The 17,345-nt window shown below is 70.5% G+C and carries 20 protein-coding genes; 8 read left to right on the forward strand and 12 right to left on the reverse strand.

Features of this window, described 5'->3' with window-relative positions:
• Positions 1-21 precede the first annotated feature (21 nt).
• The gene (locus tag NS283_RS14750) at positions 22-813 is read right to left on the reverse strand and encodes a DeoR/GlpR family DNA-binding transcription regulator (protein ID WP_013585514.1); all 792 of its coding nucleotides are present in this window, start codon (positions 811-813) and stop codon (positions 22-24) included.
• A 76-nt stretch (positions 814-889) separates the two neighbouring features.
• On the opposite strand from NS283_RS14750, the gene NS283_RS14755 reads away from it, so the two are divergent.
• From NS283_RS14755 to NS283_RS14765, 3 genes are read left to right on the forward strand one after another with little or no spacing between them, the layout of a single operon-like run.
• Positions 890-1,540 (forward strand): bifunctional 4-hydroxy-2-oxoglutarate aldolase/2-dehydro-3-deoxy-phosphogluconate aldolase, encoded by a 651-nt coding sequence (locus tag NS283_RS14755; RefSeq protein ID WP_058597611.1) that lies wholly within the window; start codon positions 890-892, stop codon positions 1,538-1,540.
• 54 nt (positions 1,541-1,594) lie between these two features.
• On the forward strand, positions 1,595-2,887 hold the full coding sequence (locus tag NS283_RS14760; protein ID WP_058597612.1) for an MFS transporter: 1,293 nt from the start codon (positions 1,595-1,597) through the stop codon (positions 2,885-2,887).
• Between the two features lie 53 nt (positions 2,888-2,940).
• Entirely contained in the window at positions 2,941-3,519 is a 579-nt protein-coding gene (locus tag NS283_RS14765) for an AAA family ATPase (RefSeq protein WP_058597613.1), read from the forward strand.
• Positions 3,520-3,541: 22 nt separating this feature from the next.
• On the opposite strand, the gene NS283_RS14770 is transcribed toward NS283_RS14765, so the two are convergent.
• Positions 3,542-4,837, reverse strand: a complete 1,296-nt coding sequence (locus NS283_RS14770) for a chloride channel protein (RefSeq protein WP_058597614.1) — start codon at positions 4,835-4,837, stop codon at positions 3,542-3,544.
• A 93-nt stretch (positions 4,838-4,930) separates the two neighbouring features.
• Here NS283_RS14770 and NS283_RS14775 point away from each other — a divergent pair, with 93 nt between their 5' ends.
• A complete protein-coding gene (locus NS283_RS14775; protein WP_153003385.1) occupies positions 4,931-5,254 on the forward strand; it encodes a hypothetical protein in 324 nt (107 codons plus the stop codon).
• A 39-nt stretch (positions 5,255-5,293) separates the two neighbouring features.
• Positions 5,294-6,493 carry a pyridoxal phosphate-dependent aminotransferase gene (locus NS283_RS14780; RefSeq protein ID WP_058597616.1) on the forward strand — a complete coding sequence of 400 codons (1,200 nt, stop codon included), beginning with the start codon at positions 5,294-5,296 and terminating at the stop codon, positions 6,491-6,493.
• A 409-nt stretch (positions 6,494-6,902) separates the two neighbouring features.
• Here the strand turns inward: NS283_RS14780 and NS283_RS14785 are convergent, their stop codons facing one another.
• The 4 genes from NS283_RS14785 to NS283_RS14800 form a co-directional block, all read right to left on the reverse strand.
• Positions 6,903-8,039 carry a UDP-N-acetylmuramate dehydrogenase gene (locus NS283_RS14785; RefSeq protein ID WP_058597617.1) on the reverse strand — a complete coding sequence of 379 codons (1,137 nt, stop codon included), beginning with the start codon at positions 8,037-8,039 and terminating at the stop codon, positions 6,903-6,905.
• A complete protein-coding gene (locus NS283_RS14790) occupies positions 8,039-8,443 on the reverse strand; it encodes a MaoC/PaaZ C-terminal domain-containing protein (protein WP_058597618.1) in 405 nt (134 codons plus the stop codon). Before NS283_RS14790 ends, NS283_RS14785 begins: the two co-directional genes overlap by 1 nt.
• Entirely contained in the window at positions 8,440-8,889 is a 450-nt protein-coding gene (locus tag NS283_RS14795; protein ID WP_058597619.1) for an FAS1-like dehydratase domain-containing protein, read from the reverse strand. The genes NS283_RS14790 and NS283_RS14795 overlap by 4 nt, the downstream gene beginning before the upstream one ends.
• 64 nt (positions 8,890-8,953) lie before the next feature.
• Positions 8,954-9,751 carry a sulfite exporter TauE/SafE family protein gene (locus tag NS283_RS14800; RefSeq protein WP_058597631.1) on the reverse strand — a complete coding sequence of 266 codons (798 nt, stop codon included), beginning with the start codon at positions 9,749-9,751 and terminating at the stop codon, positions 8,954-8,956.
• A gap of 354 nt (positions 9,752-10,105) precedes the next feature.
• Between NS283_RS14800 and NS283_RS14805 the strand changes: the two genes are divergently transcribed.
• Positions 10,106-10,741, forward strand: a complete 636-nt coding sequence (locus NS283_RS14805; RefSeq protein WP_058597620.1) for an NADPH-dependent F420 reductase — start codon at positions 10,106-10,108, stop codon at positions 10,739-10,741.
• A gap of 167 nt (positions 10,742-10,908) precedes the next feature.
• Here NS283_RS14805 and NS283_RS14810 read toward each other — a convergent pair whose 3' ends face one another.
• From NS283_RS14810 to NS283_RS14835, 6 genes are all read right to left on the reverse strand, one after another.
• Positions 10,909-12,069: a cystathionine gamma-synthase gene (locus tag NS283_RS14810; protein ID WP_058597621.1), complete on the reverse strand. Its 1,161-nt coding sequence runs from the start codon at positions 12,067-12,069 to the stop codon at positions 10,909-10,911.
• Positions 12,066-13,070 carry a pyridoxal-phosphate dependent enzyme gene (locus tag NS283_RS14815; RefSeq protein ID WP_058597622.1) on the reverse strand — a complete coding sequence of 335 codons (1,005 nt, stop codon included), beginning with the start codon at positions 13,068-13,070 and terminating at the stop codon, positions 12,066-12,068. Before NS283_RS14815 ends, NS283_RS14810 begins: the two co-directional genes overlap by 4 nt.
• Before the next feature lie 132 nt (positions 13,071-13,202).
• The gene (locus NS283_RS14820; RefSeq protein WP_058597623.1) at positions 13,203-14,051 is read right to left on the reverse strand and encodes an SDR family oxidoreductase; all 849 of its coding nucleotides are present in this window, start codon (positions 14,049-14,051) and stop codon (positions 13,203-13,205) included.
• Positions 14,052-14,123: 72 nt separating this feature from the next.
• Entirely contained in the window at positions 14,124-14,444 is a 321-nt protein-coding gene (locus NS283_RS14825) for a hypothetical protein (RefSeq protein WP_058597624.1), read from the reverse strand.
• Positions 14,441-15,004: a hypothetical protein gene (locus tag NS283_RS14830; RefSeq protein WP_058597625.1), complete on the reverse strand. Its 564-nt coding sequence runs from the start codon at positions 15,002-15,004 to the stop codon at positions 14,441-14,443. The genes NS283_RS14825 and NS283_RS14830 overlap by 4 nt, the downstream gene beginning before the upstream one ends.
• A 4-nt stretch (positions 15,005-15,008) precedes the next feature.
• Positions 15,009-15,551, reverse strand: a complete 543-nt coding sequence (locus NS283_RS14835) for an RNA polymerase sigma factor (protein WP_058597626.1) — start codon at positions 15,549-15,551, stop codon at positions 15,009-15,011.
• A gap of 202 nt (positions 15,552-15,753) precedes the next feature.
• Here NS283_RS14835 and NS283_RS14840 point away from each other — a divergent pair, with 202 nt between their 5' ends.
• Together NS283_RS14840 and NS283_RS14845 are read left to right on the forward strand one after the other, a co-directional pair.
• Positions 15,754-16,596, forward strand: coding sequence for an NAD-dependent epimerase/dehydratase family protein (locus NS283_RS14840; protein ID WP_058597627.1), 843 nt, complete (start codon positions 15,754-15,756; stop codon positions 16,594-16,596).
• Between the two features lie 36 nt (positions 16,597-16,632).
• A complete protein-coding gene (locus NS283_RS14845) occupies positions 16,633-17,253 on the forward strand; it encodes a TetR/AcrR family transcriptional regulator (protein WP_058597628.1) in 621 nt (206 codons plus the stop codon).
• Positions 17,254-17,345: the final 92 nt, after the last annotated feature.

A 17,345-nucleotide genomic window follows, 5' to 3' on the forward strand; every position in this document is an offset into this window, starting at 1 on the left:
GCGTCGCGACCCGGTGTCCCCTCACTCCTCCGCGGTCCACAGCTCGACGCCCATCTCCGCGATCGCCGCCGCCGCGCTCTCGGGCAGCTCGGCATCGCTCACGATGACGTCGAGCGCGTCAAGGGGCACGACCCGGAAACGTTCCGCGGTGCCGTACTTCGTGCTGTCGGCGACGAGGGCGCCCGAGGTCGCGGCATCCAGAACCGCTCGCTTCAAGACGACCTTGTCGAGTTCGGGGGTCGTCAGCCCGTGCGCGGTGTCCCAGGTTCCTGTGCTGAGGATCGCGAGGTCGAGGGTCATGGCCGAGACGGTGGCGGCGGCGAGGGCACCGCTCGACGAACCGCTCGCGGCATCCACCACCCCGCCGGTGTGGATGACCTCGATCGCGGGGTGCGCGTACAGCGCCGAGACGGTGAAGAAGTCGTTGGTCACCACGGTCAGACCGCGCCGCGCCGTCAGGTGAGGAACGAGCGCCTGACACGTCGTCCCCGCATCGATGAAGACGGTCATGTCGTCGGCGATGAGTGCGGCGGCGCGACGCGCGACGGCCTCCTTGCGCGGGAGCTCGAGGACAGCGCGGGAGCCGCGCTCGCGCGGGGGCTCCACGCCGGTGCGTTCGCGAAGGCGCACGCCGCCCTGCACGGCGTCCACCAGACCCTCGTCCTCGAGCGCGGCGATGTCGCGCCGCACGGTCATGTGCGACACCCCGAGCGACGAGGCCAGATGGCGGATGCTGAGCGCCCCCGCTCCACGCAGGAGACGCATCAGTTCACGCTGACGCTGTTCCGGGATGAGGGGCGGCGGTGTCGACATCCCTCTGAGCCTAAGCCTCCGCCAGCGTGAGACATGGTGTTCTTCCGTGTGAATTCTCGTGATACCGTGTGCAACGATGTTAAAGAAGCACGAAGTCCTTTCCGCCGTCGTCGACACCGGCGTGGTCCTGATCGTCCGCCTCGACTCCCCCGACGAGGCGCTCGCCGTCTCTCGCGCCGCCGTCGCCGGTGGCATCCGGGCCCTCGAGATCACCCTGTCGGTGCCGCGGGCGCTCGAAGTCGTGCGCACCCTCGCCGACGAGTTCGGCGATCACGTCGCCGTCGGTGTCGGAACGGTTCTGGATGCCGAGATGGCCGTCGCTTCGGTGCAGGCCGGTGCACGCATGCTCGTGAGCCCGAACCTGAACCCCGACATGATCCGCGCAGCGAACCGTTATCAGGCGCTCACGATCAGCGGGGCGTTCACCCCCACCGAGATCGTCGCCACCATGGAGGCCGGCGCCGACATCGTCAAACTGTTCCCGACCGAGATCGCCGGCCCCGATTACCTGCGCACGGTCATGGCGCCGCTCGCGCACGCCCCGATCCTCCCGGCCGGCGGCGCCACGCGCGACAACGTCGGCGACTGGTTCGGCGCCGGGGCCCTCGCGGTCGGCGTCGGAAGCGCCATCACGAAGGCCGCCCGCGCGACCGGCGACATGGCCGACGTCACCCGAGCAGCGGCGGACTTCCTCGCCGCCGTGGCGAGCGCCCGCACGCCGCACTGACCCCCCGCGGCGGACCGCGACGTCCGCCGTCACCCGAACACGAAGGAGTGGACCATGAGCGAGACGACGGCTGACGCGCCGGTGCTCACGCGCGACGAGAAGAAGACGATCCGGATCCGATGGTTCCTGGTCGGCTTCCTGATCCTCGGCGGGGTGGTGAACTACCTCGACCGTTCGACCCTCAGCGTGGCGAACACCACGATCGCCGGAGAGTTCGGGCTCGACCCGCTCGCAATGGGTCTGCTGCTGTCGGCGTTCTCGTGGCCGTACGCGATCGCGAACCTCCCCGCCGGCTACCTCGTCGACAAGTTCGGGCCCAAGAAGATGTTCGCGTTCGCCGCGGGCGCGTGGTCGCTCGTGTCGATCGTGACCGCCGCCGCGAACTCGTTCGGTGTGCTCTACGCCTGCCGTGTCGCGCTCGGCATCACCGAGTCGCCGTTCTTCACCTCGGCGCTGAAGGTCAACGAGCGCTGGTTCAACAAGTCCGAGCGGGCGCTCCCGGTGTCGCTCGTCAACACGGGCTCGCAGATCGCCAACGCGATCGCGCCGCCGCTGCTGACCTTCCTCCTGCTGACGATGAGCTGGCGCGGGATGTTCATCATCGTCGGAGCCTTCGGCATCGTCGTCGCCCTCGTGTGGCTGCGCATCTACCGCGACCCGACCCTGAAGGAGCAGGCGCTCATCAAGGGCGCCGAGGCCGAGGCGCGCGTCGCCGCATCGGTCGAGAAGGTCGGCTGGGGACGCCTGCTGCTGCAGTCGAACACCTGGTTCATGGTGCTCGGCGCCTTCGGCATCTTCTACACCGTGTGGGTCTACCTCACCTGGCTGCCCAGCTACCTGCAGACCGCCCGCGGCTTCAGCCTCGCGCAGAGCGGGTGGCTCGCATCGCTGCCGTTCCTCTGCGGCATCATCGGCGTGATCTTCGGCGGCTGGCTGTCGAACCGTCTCGTCCGTCGCGGCGTGAACACGGTCCGCGCGCGCAAGATCCCGATCGTCGGCGGGGCGATCCTCGCCGCCGCGGCGGTGCTCCCCGTCGCGTACGTCGACAGCACCCCGCTCGCCATCGTCCTGCTCTCGGTCGGCTACTTCGCCTCGCAGGTGCCGATCGGATGCCTCTGGACCCTCGCCTCCGACGTCGCGCCGTCGAACCAGGTCGCCTCGCTCGGGGCGATCCAGAACTTCGGCGGATTCATCGGAGCGGCCGTCGCGCCCGTCGTCACCGGGGCGATCCTTACCTCCACCGGAGGCAACTACACGACGGTGTTCCTCATCGGCGGCGTGCTGCTGCTTGTCGGCGCCCTGTCGTACGGACTGTTCGTCAAGGACCGCTCCGTCGCGGCATCCTGATTCCGCGCGGGGAGGACGACCTCTCGTCCTCCCCGCCCTCCGGGAGGAACCCCATGACCGCACGACTGTTCTTCGTGATCGGCCCCGCCGGCAGCGGCAAGTCGACCGTGAGCACCCTCATCGCCCGCCGCATCCGCGCGGCGTATCTCGACAAAGACTCCGTCGCCACGGCGTTCACCGAGGCTCTCCTCGAAGCAGCGGGCAGCGACAAGAACGAACGGGACAACAACCCCTATTACCAGGACGTGGTGATGGGCCTGGAGTACGCGACGCTCCTCCGCCTCGCCGGCGACAACCTGCGCCTCGGCAACGATGTCGTGCTCGACGCCCCCTTCGTGCGGTACTTCCCGGAAGAGGACTACCTCGAGCGCGCCGCCGCCGCGCACGACTGGCCCGCCGATGTCGTCATCACCGTGGTGCACGTGACGGTCGACGGCGCCCTCGTCCGGGACCGCGTCGATTCGCGCGGCTACGGTCGCGACGCCTGGAAGCTCGCCCACTGGGACGAGTTCTGGGCCACGGCGCAGGCCGCCGACTGCCGCTGGCGCGGCGCGCACCACGTGCTCTTCGACAACAGCGCGTCCGGCGCCGATCCCGCGGCGCTCGAGGCCGCCCTGGCCGCCTTCGTCTGAGTCGACTCTCGCGACCGAGCGATCAGGGACGCGCCGGGTCGATCGGCGTGAACCGCCGCAGCCCCGCGCGCGAGCTCAACCGCGACGCGGCGAGCGACCCCGCCACCGCGAGGAAGATCGGCAGCAGGAGCGTGAAGCCGGTGTCGGTGAACTCGATGATCAACGCGATCGCGGTGAAGGGCGCCCGCATGTTGGATGCCAAGAACGCGGCCGCCGCGATGATCGCGAGCGCCGTGCCGTCGGCGCCCGGCCAGATGAGTGCCCACCCGGCCGCCGCGGCCGCACCCAGCGCCGCGCCGATCGCGACGGAGGGCTGGAGGGTGCCGCCGATCGCCCCCGAGCCCAGCGAGATCGTCGTCGCGACGTACTTCAGTAGAGCGAGCAGGAGCAGCAGGAGCGCGGGCTGCGACAGGTCGAAGCCCGCGGTGGCCAGGGCGCGACCGTTGCCGAGCACGAGCGGGAAGAACGCCCCGAGCGCCCCCACTGCGGCGAACGTCACGGGCAGGACGACGAGCAGTTTCCAGCCCGTCGGGCGGAAGCGTCCGAGCGCCTTGGTCACGGTCGCGAAGCTCGTCGCGCCCCAGCCCATGAGCGGGCCGATGAGGACGGCCGCGACGACGAGCGAGGCGTTCACCTCGAGCGCGGGCACCTGGTACAGCGAACCGTCACCGACGAGGGGACGCGCGACGAGCGTGGCGATCGCGCTCACGGTCAGAGCGACGACCGCGCCGCCGACGCTGAACTGCGCGAGCAGGATCTCGATCGCGAACAGCGCACCCGCGAGCGGGACGTTGTAGACCGCCGCGAGACCGGCACCCGCCGCCGACGCGATGAGGATGCGTCGCCAGCGCGCGTCGAGGCCGAACCAGCCGACGATCTTCGAGCCCGCCATCGCGGAGAGCTCGCGCGGCGCGACCTCCTTGCCGATCGAGGCGCCGAGGGCCACCGAGGTCACCTGGATGACGGTGTCGGCGAGCGTCTCCCACCACGGCATCCGGGCGCCGTCGACACCCTGCTCGACCGTGGCGAGCTTGCGACCGAATCGCCGCAGCAGATACCACCCGAGCGCGGCGACGACACCCGCCCCACCCACGGTGACGATCGGCAGCCACCACGGCGACGGGAGCGCGAGGCCGTCGAGGAACGGCCCCTCCTCGTGACCCCACACGAGGTGCTCGATCGAGTGCACGATCCACACGAGCAGCAGCACCGCGAGGCCGGTCGCCAGTCCGACGATCAGCGTGGCGAGGCCGAGCTTGGACAGCGCGAGGACGGCACGACGATGGGGGCGCGTCCGCGCCAGGGGCTCTGCTGTCACCCCGCAACGCTAACGGACCCGCGTTACCGTGCCGTGACGCGTTCTTCCGCGGCATCCGCTCGCCGCCGAGCGGTATCGCGCTACCGTGACCAAATGACCCCTCCCCCCGTGGCGGCCCGGCGCCCCGCCGACGTCCTCGGCATCGTCGCCGTCATCCTGTCCGCCGTCCTTCTCCTGCCGACGCTCTTCGTCTACCTCGTGGGGCTCATCCCCGAGATGAACGCCATCTGGTGGCTCGGCATCATCCTGCTGCCGCTGCTCTTCGTGGACGGCGTCATCGTCATCGTGCTCGCGGTGATCGGCCTGATCGTCGCCGTGCGCCGAGGAGGACGACGCGTGTGGTCGATCGTCGCGCTGGGGCTCGGCATCCTGATGCTCGTTCCCGCCCTGCTCGTGCTGGTGCCCTGGTCGTCATGATCCTCGGCGCGGAAGCGCGGAAACATTAGGCTCTCCCTTGTGACTTCCCGCGCCCCGCTCTCCCGCAAGCTCTCCGCCATCGCCGAGTCCGCGACCCTGAAGGTCGACGCCAAGGCCAAGGCCCTCCAGGCCGCCGGCCGTCCCGTCATCTCGTATGCGGCCGGCGAGCCCGACTTCGCGACCCCGTCGTTCATCGTGGATGCCGCAGCGAAGGCGCTGCAGGATCCCAAGAACTACCGCTACACCCCCGCCGCGGGCCTGCCCGTGCTGCGCGAGGCGATCGCCGCGAAGACCCTGCGCGACTCGGGCCTCGAGGTCGCGCCCTCGCAGGTCATCGTGACCAACGGCGGCAAGCAGTCGGTGTACCAGGCGTTCCAGACCGTGGTGAACCCCGGCGACGAGGTGCTGCTGCCCGCGCCGTACTGGACGACCTACCCCGAGGCGATCGCGCTGGCCGACGGCACGCCCGTCGAGGTCTTCGCCGGCGCCGACCAGGATTACAAGGTCACGGTCGCCCAGCTCGAGGCCGCCCGCACCGACAAGACCACCGTGCTGGTGTTCGTGTCGCCCTCGAACCCGACCGGCTCGGTGTACACCCCCGAAGAGACCGCCGAGATCGGGCGCTGGGCCCTCGAGCACGGCATCTGGGTCATCACCGACGAGATCTACCAGAACCTCACCTACGAGGGCGTCCGCGCCGTCTCGATCGTCGAGGCCGTGCCCGAGCTCGCCGAACAGACCATCCTCGTCAACGGCGTCGCGAAAACCTACGCCATGACCGGATGGCGCGTGGGCTGGATGGTGGGCCCTGCGGATGCCATGAAGCTCGCCGGCAACCTGCAGTCGCACCTGTCGAGCAACGTCAACAACGTCGCCCAGATCGCCGCGGCCGCAGCGCTCAACGGTCCCCAGGACGAGGCCGAGCAGTTCCGTCTCGCCTTCGACCGCCGCCGTCAGCTGATCGTGTCGGAGCTGGCGAAGATCGACGGCGTCGAGGTCCCGAACCCTCTCGGCGCGTTCTACGTGTACCCCGACGTGCGGGGCCTTCTCAACCGGTCGTGGGGCGGCGTCACCCCGACGACCTCGCTCGAGCTCGCCGACCTGATCCTCGAGAAGGCCGAGGTCGCCGTCGTTCCCGGCGAGGCCTTCGGCCCGAGCGGCTACCTGCGCCTGTCGTACGCCCTCGGCGACGACCAGCTCCTCGAGGGCGTGCAGCGCCTCCAGCGCCTCTTCGCCTGAGCCTCTTCGGCGCCGGTCACCGACTCCCGGTGGCCGGCGCCGTTCTGTGCCCGCCCGCGGTGGTGTCGGCGGCCGGGCGGTCCCGGCGTCGGGGCGGTCCGGGCGGCCGGTCGGTCCGGGCGGTCCCTGCGGCGCGGACCGTCAGGCGGAGTTCCGGGCCGACACGCCGGGGCCCCGGCATCCGGAACCGGCGTGTCACCGCCGAACTCCGCACGACGGCACAGCGGGATGCCGCCACACCCGACCGCCCGACCACACCCGACCGCCCGACCTCCACGGCGCCGCAGCGCCCCGAGCCGTCAGGCGGAGTCCCGGGCCGACACGCCGCGGCCCCGGCATCCGGAACCGGCGTGTCACCGCCGAACTCCGCACGACGGCACACCTTCGCGACCGCGCGGGACGGCCGGAATTACAGCTCGACGTTCACCAGGACCGGCTCGGGCTGAAGGATCAGGCCGAACTCGGAGTGCACGCGGCTCTGGACGAAGCGGGCGAGCTCGGAGATCTCGGCCGCCGTCGCCTCACCGCGGTTCGTCAGCGCGAGCGTGTGCTTGGTCGACAGGCCGGCGCGCGAGCGCGGGAACCGGAACCCGCGACGAAGCCCCGCGTTCTCGATCAGCCACGCGGCGCTCACCTTGACCTCGTGCCGCTCGACCGGGGGCGGGGGCAGGATGCCGTCGAACGCGGCGAGCGGGATCACGGTCACCGGATCGAGCACCGGCGCCATCGGCCACTTCGGGCACGCCTCGGGAAGGGTGCGGGCGAAGGCCTCGCTGACGATCGCGTTCTGGAAGAACGAGCCGGCGCTCCAGGTGTCGGGGTCTTCCGCGTCGAGGACCATGCCCTTGCGGGCGCGGGTGGCGAGGACGTGGTCGCGGATCCAGCGCAGTGACACGGCGTCATCGGCATCCAGGCCCAGCGCTCCACGAAGCTGGTCCCCCGTGATCGGACGCTCCCCCGCACCGACGCGCTCGAGCTCGAGGGTGACCGAGAGGATCACCGCCGAGCGATCGGGGATCGACCCGTAGTGCTGCTTGAGCACCGACGTCCGGAAGCCGAGGCCGAGCTCGGCGGCCGGGACCACGGAGACGTCGCCCGTCGACTCGTCGATCAGCTCGACCTCGACGAGGGTCTGCACGATCTCCTGACCGTAGGCACCGACGTTCTGCACGGGAGCGGCACCGACCGTGCCGGGGATGCCGGACATGGCCTCGATGCCCGCGAGCCCCCGCTCGACGGTCTCGGCGACGAGCGCGTCCCAGTCGTGGCCGGCCTGCACCCGGAGGCGCACCGTCTCGGGGCGCGAGCCGGGGAGCTCCTCGATGCCGGCCGTGCGCACGCGGATCACCGTGCCGTCGAACGGCTCGTCGCCGACAAAGAGGTTCGAGCCCCCGCCGAGGACGAACCACTCGTCTCCGTCGGCCCAGACCTCGCGGAGCGCCGCGACGAGTTCGTCAGCCGTGCGCGCCTCGATGAGACGCGCGGGCTCGCCGCCGGTGCGCAGCGTCGTGAGTTGAGAGAGCGGGATCGGCGCGACCTCGGGCATCAGGCGAGCCGCACCCGCACCTGCGCCTTGCCGAGCACGGTGGTCTCGGCGAACGTGACGGTGAGGTCGATGCGCGCGGTGTCGTCATCGACGGCACCGACCTTCGCGCTGACGTGCAGATCGGCACCGGTCTCGGGGTCGACGACGACGGGACGCGTGAAGCGCACACCGTACTCGGCGATGCGTCCGCTGTCGCCCAGCGCCTCGGCGAGCGTGCCGACGGCGATGCCCATCGTGAGCATGCCGTGCGCGAGCACGCCCGGAAGCCCCACGGCGGCGGCGACGTCGTCGCGGTAGTGGATCGGGTTGAAGTCGCCCGACGCGCCCGCGTACCGCACGAGCGACTCGCGGGTCAGGTGCACGGAGCGCTCGGCGATGACCTCGCCCACGGTGAACTCGCTCATGCGCCGGCCTCCCCCGCCAGAAGAACGCTGGTGGTGGTCACGACGTGGGCGCCGGTGGCATCCACGATCTCGGCTTCGCTGGTGATCATGGCGTTGCCGCCCATCGACCGGATGCCGGTGACCGAGAGCGTCGCGACGAGCTCGTCGCCCGCGACGATCGGACGCGTGTAGCGGAAGCGCTGTTCCGCGTGCACGAGGCGGGACAGCTCGATGCCGGACTCGGGGTCGCCGAGCAACTGCTGGAGGGTGAGGTCCTGCACGACCATCGCGAAGGTCGGCGGCGCGACGACATCGGCGTAGCCGAGAGCGCGGGCGGCCTCGGGGTCGGAATGCTGCGGGGCGTCGGCGAAGACGGCGCGGGCGAACTCGCGCACCTTCTCGCGGCCGACCAGGTACGGCGCGGTCGGCGGGAACACACGACCGACCAGTTCAGGATTCACGGGCACCGAACCAGTCTACGGCGGGGCGTCCGCCCGGTCCTGTCGGGCGAAGCCCGTGACGGTGGACGCGTCAGCGCTGGTGGCGCCCCCGCACCGCCTTGATCGCGATCTGCGTCGCGATGAAGACGAGGAAGATCGAGAACAGGACGTTCGCCACGAACGGGTCGACGGCTTTCGCGATCTGCGCGCCGAGCGCCGTGGTCGCGCACGCGGCGATCCCGACGCAGGCGGCCGCCGCGAGGTCGACGTTCGAGCGGCGAAGGTTGCCCACGGTGCCCGAGATCGCCGTCGGGATCATCATGAGCAGCGAGGTTCCCTTGGCGACGAGGTCGCTCGTACCGAACAGCAGCAGCAGGGCGGGCACGACGATGATGCCGCCGCCGACCCCCAGGAGACCGGCCAGGATGCCGGTGACCACACCGAGCACGGCGAGACCGGGTCCGGTGATCCAGGTGAGCACGAGCTCGGCGTCGCGCGAGGGGATCACGAAGTACAGGCTCACGATGACGACGAGGAGGAATGCGACGAACGCCCAGCGCAACGCCGTCTGCGACAGCTTCGGCAGGAGCCACGTGCCGATCTGCGCACCGATGACGGCACCCGCGGCGAGGATCAGCGCCGGGATCCACGCGACGTGACCGTCGATGGCGTAGGTGACGACGCCGACCGACGCCGTCGGCACGATCGCCGCGAGCGACGTTCCCGCGGCGAAGCGCTGGTCGAAGCCGAGCAGCAGTACGAGGAGCGGCACGATGACCGTGCCCCCGCCCACGCCGAACAGTCCCGACATCAGGCCGGCGAGAAGGCCGACGCCGATGCAGACGGCGAAGAAGCGGACGGAGCGCTTGGGTCGGATGTCGGCGTGCACGAGGGTCAAGTCTGGCACCTTCGAGGCGGCACCTCTCCCGCGCGGCTCTGCCCGGCGGCGTCCCCGCGCGCGTCGCCCGCCCGAGCGGCTGCACCCGCGGCAACGAAAGCGGCCCCCGGTGTCCGAAGCCGCGTCCACCGGGGGCCGTCGCCCTCGCAGGTCAAGCGGAACGGTGACCCGAACACCGGTCCGCGACCACTCGCGCGAGGGTGCGACAGCACTGACGGTAGCGAGCAGCGTCGAACGAGAATGCCCCATTGACACGGATATCTCGAACTGCTAATTATTTAGACCGCGTATGACAATCACCCGTCGGCGGGAATGTCTCCGCACGCCCCGCCGTTGATGCCGAGCATGACAACCGTAGGAATCATCGGAGCAGGACACATCGGCTCGGCCCTCGCCAAGGGCTTCGCCAACAACGGCTACGACGTCGTCATCGCCAACTCTCGCGGGCCCGAGACCCTGGCGGATCTCGTCGCGTCAATCGGAGACAGGGCGCGCGCGGCGACGGCACAGGATGCCGCGGAAGCCGGCGAGTTCGTCGTCGTCACGGTGCCGCTGAAGGCCATCGGCGAGATCCCGGTCGCTCCCCTGACGGGCAAGATCGTCCTCGACACGAACAACTACTACTTCGAGCGCGACGGACACATCGCCGCCCTCGACGACAAGAAGACCACGACCTCGCAGATGCTGCAGGAGCACCTCCCCGAGTCGGTCGTCGTGAAGGCGTTCAACCACATCATGGCCGCCGACATCCTCACCGACGGCTCCCCCGCCGGCACCGAGAACCGTCGCGCGCTCGCGACCGCGAGCGACTCCGACGAGGGCGTCGCGCTCATCACGCGCGTCTACGACGAGTTCGGCTTCGACACCGTCAACATCGGCCCGCTCAGCGAGAGCTGGCGCGTCGAGCGCGACCAGCCGGCCTACGTCGTCCGCCAGAACGCCGACGAGCTGACGCAGAACCTGGCACGCGCGGAGCGCTGACCGCCGCGCGCCCGGCTGTCGCGCACCGCGTGCCCCGGCGCGCGCGAGCTGCGCGCCCCGGCCCGCCGCACGCTCATAAACGCGATTCGCTCACAGAAACACGCTCTCCACGCGTTTTTGTGAGCGAATCGCGTTTATGCGCGGGGGCCGGGGCCCCGGCGCCGGACTCAGAGCGAAGCGAGCGCCCGGTCGACGTCGGCGACCAGGTCGTCGACCGACTCGATGCCGACCGACAGACGCACGATGGTGTCGGGCACCGCGAGCTCGGTCCCCCGCACGGAGGCGTGGGTCATGGCATCCGGATAGTTCACCAGCGACTCGACGCCGCCGAGCGACTCGGCGAGGGTGAACAGGCGCGTCGACTCGGCGAAGCGGCGGGCGGTGGCACCGTCGGCGAGCTCGAGCGACACGATGCCCCCGAAGCCGCTCATCTGCGACGCGGCGAGCGCGTGGCCGGGGTGCTCCGGCAGCCCGGGGTAGTACACCCGTGCGACCCGGTCGTGACCGGCGAGGTGCTCGGCCACGGCCTGCGCATTGGAGCTGTGGCGCTGCATGCGCACGGCGAGCGTCTTGATGCCTCGCGTGGTCAAGTAGGCGTCGAACGGTCCCGAGACCGCACCCGCGGCGAACTGCAGGAACTGCACCTTCTCGGCGAGGTCGGCGTCCGCGAAGGCGAGCGCCCCGCCGACGACGTCGCTGTGCCCCCCGAGGTACTTCGTCGCGGAGTGCACCACGACGTCGGCACCGAGCGAGATCGGTCGCTGCAGGGCGGGCGACGCGAATGTGTTGTCGACCACGACGATCGCGCCGGCCGCGTGGCCCAGGCGCGCCAGACCCGCGATGTCGGTGATGCGCAGCATCGGGTTGCTGGGGGTCTCGACCCAGACCATCTTCGGCGCGCGTTCCTCGATCGCCGCGGCGACGGCATCCAGGTCGCTCATGTCGACGACGCGCAGCTTCACGCCCCACGGGCCGAGCACGCGCGCGAGCAGCCGGTACGTGCCGCCGTACACGTCGTTGCCGAGCAGCACCTCGTCGCCGGGGACCAGGGCCGCGCGCAGCAGGGCGTCCTCTCCGGCGAGACCCGAAGCGAACGACAGCGCCCGAGCGCCTCCCTCGAGGGCGGCGATCTGCGTCTCGAGCGCCGTGCGCGTGGGGTTGCCGCTGCGGCCGTACTCGTATCCGCCGCGGAGGCCGCCGATGCCGTCCTGCGCGTAGGTCGTCGAGACGTGGATCGGCGGGATGACCGCGCCGGTGGTCTCGTCGAAGGCCTGGCCCGCGTGGACGGCGAGGCTGTCGAAGCCGCGGGCGGCGTCGTGGGTGCTCATGCGGAGTGCTCCTCGGAGGGGGTGGGGATGAGGGATGCCGTGGGCTCGACGTCGTAGCCGCGCGCGCACATCCAGTCGTCGTCGAAGATCTTGCTGAGGTAGCCGCGTCCGTGATCCGGCAGCACGACGACCATGACCGCGTCGGCGGGGAGATCGCGGGCGACGCGAAGAGCGCCGACGACGGCCATGCCGCTCGATCCCCCGACGAGAAGGCCCTCCTCGCGGGCGAGGCGGCGGGTCATCGCGAACGACTCGGCATCGGACACGCGCTCGTAGGCGTCGACGACGGTCGGGTCGAAAGCGGGCGGCCAGAAGTCCTCGCCCACACCCTCGACGTCGTACCCGTGGATATCGCCCCCCGAGTAGATCGAGCCGACGGGGTCGACACCGACGATGCGCACGGCGTCTCCGGCGACCTCGCGAAGGTACCGACCGGTGCCGCTGATCGTGCCGCCGGTTCCGACGCCGGCGACGAAGTGGGTCAGTCGACCATCGGTGTCGCGCCAGATCTCGGGCCCGGTGGTCTCGTAGTGGCTGCGGGGCCCGTTCGGGTTCGCGTACTGATTCGGCTTGTAAGCACCGGGGATCTCGCGCACGAGGCGGTCGGACACGCTGTAGTAGGAGTTCGGGTCGTCGGGCTCGACATTGGTCGGGGTCACCACGACCTCGGCCCCGTACGCCCGCAGGACCGCGCGCTTGTCCTCGGCGACCTTGTCGGGAACGACGAAGACGCACCGGTACCCGCGCTGCTGCGCGACGAGCGCGAGACCCACACCGGTGTTGCCGCTGGTCGGCTCGACGATCACGCCACCCGGCTTCAGGTGTCCGTCGCGCTCGGCGGCGTCGATGATGTTGGCGGCGATCCGGTCTTTCGCCGAACCACCGGGGTTGATGTATTCGATCTTCGCGAGGACCGTGGCGGCGATGCCGTCGGTGACGCGGGTCAGACGGACGAGGGGGGTGTTGCCGACGAGGTCGGCGACGCTCTGGGCGTAACGCACGATGGCATCCTGAGGGGTTTGTGCGCCCGTACGGGCGCGGCTGACGGGGTCGTCGAAAGAGAACGCGGAAAAGCGTTCAGCGACAACAGCGACAGGTCAGCACGCCGCCAGCATACCCGACGTCGTCGATGCTCACGCGACAGCGCCCAGGAACTCCTCGAAGCTCTGCGCCGGGCGGCCCGTGACCCGCTCGACATCGGTCGAGACGCCGGCGAGGTCGCCGCTCGCGATGGCGGTGTAGGTGCTCACCCACGCGTCGACCTGCCAGCGGGGGGCGCCGAACGCCGCGCGCGAGGCGTAGGCCTCGTCGACGGTCTCGTCGAGGAAGCGCACGGGGTGGCCGCGGACGGCGGAGATCTTCTCAGCCACCTCGGTCATGGTGAGGGCCTCGGGGCCGGTGAGGTCGTATGCGGTGTCGGCGTGAGCGGTCGGATCGAGAAGGACCGACACGGCCGTGGCCGCGACGTCGGAGCGCGAGACCAGTGAGCATCGCCCGTCGCCCGCGGGACCCCGGATGACGCCGTCGTCGCCCGCGAAGAGCTCCATCATGTCCATGTAGAAGTTGTCACGCAGGAACGTCCACCGCATGCCGGAGGCGCGGATGATCTCCTCGGTCGCGGCGTGATCGCGGCCCAGCGTGAACACGGCATCCGGGGCGGCCGCGAGGAACGACGTGTAGACGATCGAGCGGACGCCCGCCGCGGCGGCGGCCTCGACGAACTCGCGATGGTGCTCCACGCGGTCGGACGTCTCGGAGGCCGAGACCATGAAGAGGGTCTCGACGCCCTGCAGGGCCGCGCGCGCGGCATCCGCGTCCGAGTACCGGGCCACGTGCACCTCGGCCCCCTCGAGCGCCGGGGCACGAGAAGCGTCACGCACGAGAAGACGCTGAGGGATGCCGCGGGCGGCGAGGTCGCGGGCGACACGGCCCCCCACGGCTCCGGTGGAACCGGTGACGGCGATGACGGGCGGCGTGGGCATTCGGCCTCCGGGAGGATGGGAGCGGTGCATCCAGCGTATTGCGGCGTCCCTTTGCCGGGGCCGAGAAGATGTTCAGGTGGCGGGGGCCACCAGGCGCCCGACGCGCACCCGCACGGTCGCCCCCGCGGCCGCGTCGTCGGTTCCGCGCACCGCAGCGGCCACCGCGGAGGCGACCGCGACCGTGTCGTCCTGGGCCGAGACGCCGATGCAGACGGTGATCGAACGTGCACCGTCGACCTCCTCGACCGCGGCGAGAGACCCCTCGGCGTCGACGGCACGCTCGACGGCGCGGGCGACGAGGGGGCGTGCCGAGTACATCTCACGCACCCCCTCGGTGGCGGTGACGGCGAGGTCGATGCGCGGCGCGAAGGCGGCGGTGGTCAGGTCGGTCATTGGTCTTCCTCTCCGTCGACGTGCACGTCGCCCACGGTGACGTCCACGCGCCCCACCCGCAGGTCGCCGTGTCGCTGGATCGCGGCGCGGATCCCTTCGCGCATCTCTTCCACGGCATCCGCCATGGCACGGCCGAAGCGCACACTGACCGAGACACGCACGTCGAGGGGCGCATCGGGCTCGTTCTGCTGGAGGCGCACGCGCCCCACCAGCACGCCGTCGACGCCGTCACCGACGGAACGGATGAGCTCGTAGAGCGCCCCCTCCGTCACGACGATCTCGACACCGTCGGAGCCTCGAACGAGGGGGATGTCGCGGCCCGCGCGGAACTCTCGCATCACCTCGCGCATGATCGAGTCGTACCAGGACTCGGCCAGAGGCTCGGCAGCCTGTTCTTCGACGATCTCTCGAGAGAGACGCCCCATCCGTTCCATGGATGCCAGAACGGCCTGGCATTCCGCGTTGCGCTCGATCGCGGCGATGCGCGGAACGCGCCCGCGGTCGAGGTAGGCGGAGAGATCCTCGAGCGAGTAGCCCGAGCCCCCGATGTCGTCGCTCATCCCGTCACCTCCAGTCCTGCATGCGTTCGAGCACGATCTTTCGCGCCCTGGCGAGTCGACCGCGAACCGTGGCCGCGTTCTCGCCGACCTCGACGGCGATCTCGTCGTAGCTGTGACCGCCGACCTCGCGCAAAACCCAGACCACGCGCAATTCCTCGGGCAGCTCGGACAACACCTTTTTCAGCGCGTCCATCTGCGACGATGCCACAGCCGAGCGCTCGGGGTCGTCTTTCGCAGAGACCATCTGCTCATCGATCTGGTCGGAGAGCTTGCGGGCGCGGAGTCGATCGGTCGCTTTCCGGGACACGATCGTGGTCAGCCAGCTGCGTACCTTCTCGGGATCGGTGAGATCGGGCAGGCGCCGCCACGCGGTGATCAACGCTTCCTGGACGCAGTCGTCGGCGTCGGCGCGCGAGCCGGTGAGGCGCGTGGCGAACGCGACGAGGAACGGCGCGTGTCGACGCACCAGCACTCCGAAAGCCAGCTGGTCGCCATCAGCCGCCCGCGACGCGAGGAACGCGTCTGTGGCGGTGGACAAAGCGGTCATCGGGTTCCTGTCGGTGTCACGTGCGGACCCGGGTGCTGGCGAGTCGGTTCCGTCCACATAGCGAAACACCCCGGACGAAACCGCCCACAGAGCTTGACGCGGACGCCGAGACATGGCATCCGATCTCCGCCTTCCGCCAACGGCCCCGATGTCGGGGGTCGGCGGTAGCGTCGACGGTGTCCCTTCGACACCAAGGAGCCCCATGCGCATCGCCCTCACCGGCTCGTCCGGAAAACTCGGCACCGTCGTCGCGCGCGAACTCCGCGCGGCCGGTCACGAGGTCATCGGCTTCGACATCCGCGGCGAGCGCGGTCCTGGCTTCGTGCAGGTCGACCTCACCGACTACGGCCAGGTCATCGACGCGCTCGCGGGAGTGAACGATCAGCACGACGGCATCGATGCCCTCGTGCACCTCGGTGCGATCCCCGCCCCCGGCATCCGGTCCGACGTGGCGACCTTCCACAACAACATGACCAGCACGTTCAACGTGTTCTGGGCCGCCGTGCGCCTCGGCATCCAGCGAATCGTCTACGCCTCCAGCGAGACGGTGCTGGGTCTGCCGTTCGACATCGACCCGCCCTACATCCCGGTCGACGAGCAGTACGCCCCGCGGCCCGAGTCGGTGTACTCGCTGGTCAAGACGCTCGAGGAGCGCCTGGCCGTCGAATTGGTGCGCTGGAACCCCGAACTGTCGATCACGGCCCTGCGCTTCTCGAACGTCATGGTGCCCGACGACTACGCCGAGTTCCCGTTCGACGCCGACGCGCGCACCCGCAAATGGAACCTGTGGGGCTACATCGATGCGCGTGACGGCGCCCAAGCCGTCGAGCGCGCCCTCGAGAAGGCGCCGGCCGGGTTCGACACGTTCATCATCGCGGCGGCCGACACCGTCATGACCCGCCCCAACGCCGAGCTCGTCGCCGAGGTGTTCCCCGGTGTCGAGACGCGCGGTGATCTGGGCGAGAACACGACGCTGCTGTCGATCGACAAGGCGCGCCGCCTGCTCGGCTACGACCCGCAGCACTCGTGGCGGGACGCGCGCTGACGCGGAAACGCTCGATCGAAGTGCCACACTGAGTGCGTGACCGCTGCCGACCCCTCTGCGACGACGACGGCTCCCGCGCGCCGCGGGCGTCCCGGGTACGACCGTGAGGGTCTGCTCGCCGTCGCGGTGCAGCTCTTCAACGAGCAGGGATACGACGCGACGAGTGTGGCCGACCTGGCCCGTCGCCTGGGTCTGACCAAGTCGGCGCTGTACCACCACTTCGCCTCGAAGGAAGAGCTCCTGGCGGTCGCCCTCGAAGCGGCGCTCGGCGGCCTCGAGGCCGTTCTCGACCAGCCCGGTGCCCGTGAGGGCGCGGCATCCGATCGTCTTCGTTTCGTCCTCACGGGGGCAACGGACGTGCTGGTTGCCCAGCTGCCCGCTGTGACCCTGCTGCTGCGCGTGCGCGGCAACAGCGCCGTCGAGCAGGCGGCGCTCGAGCGCCGACGCGTGTTCGACCACCGCGTCACCGCCCTCGTCGCCGAGGCGCAGGCGGAGGGCAGCGTGCGCGATGATGTCGACGCCGCGGTCGCCGCGCGCCTGCTGTTCGGCATGATCAACTCGGTCGTCGAGTGGTACCGCCCCGGCGGGAGTGTCGACGGCGACCGCCTCGGGCACGACATCGTGCGCATCGCGCTCGACGGCCTCCGCACGACCTGAGCACCCGCACGCGCGGACCGACCGCACCGGCCGAGCGCGCGTGCCGGCCGAGCGCGCGTACCGTCACGCGGACTTCGGCACCGACACGCCGC

Origin of the sequence: Microbacterium testaceum, from assembly GCF_001476285.1 — a bacterium.
Lineage (GTDB): Bacteria > Actinomycetota > Actinomycetes > Actinomycetales > Microbacteriaceae > Microbacterium > Microbacterium testaceum_B.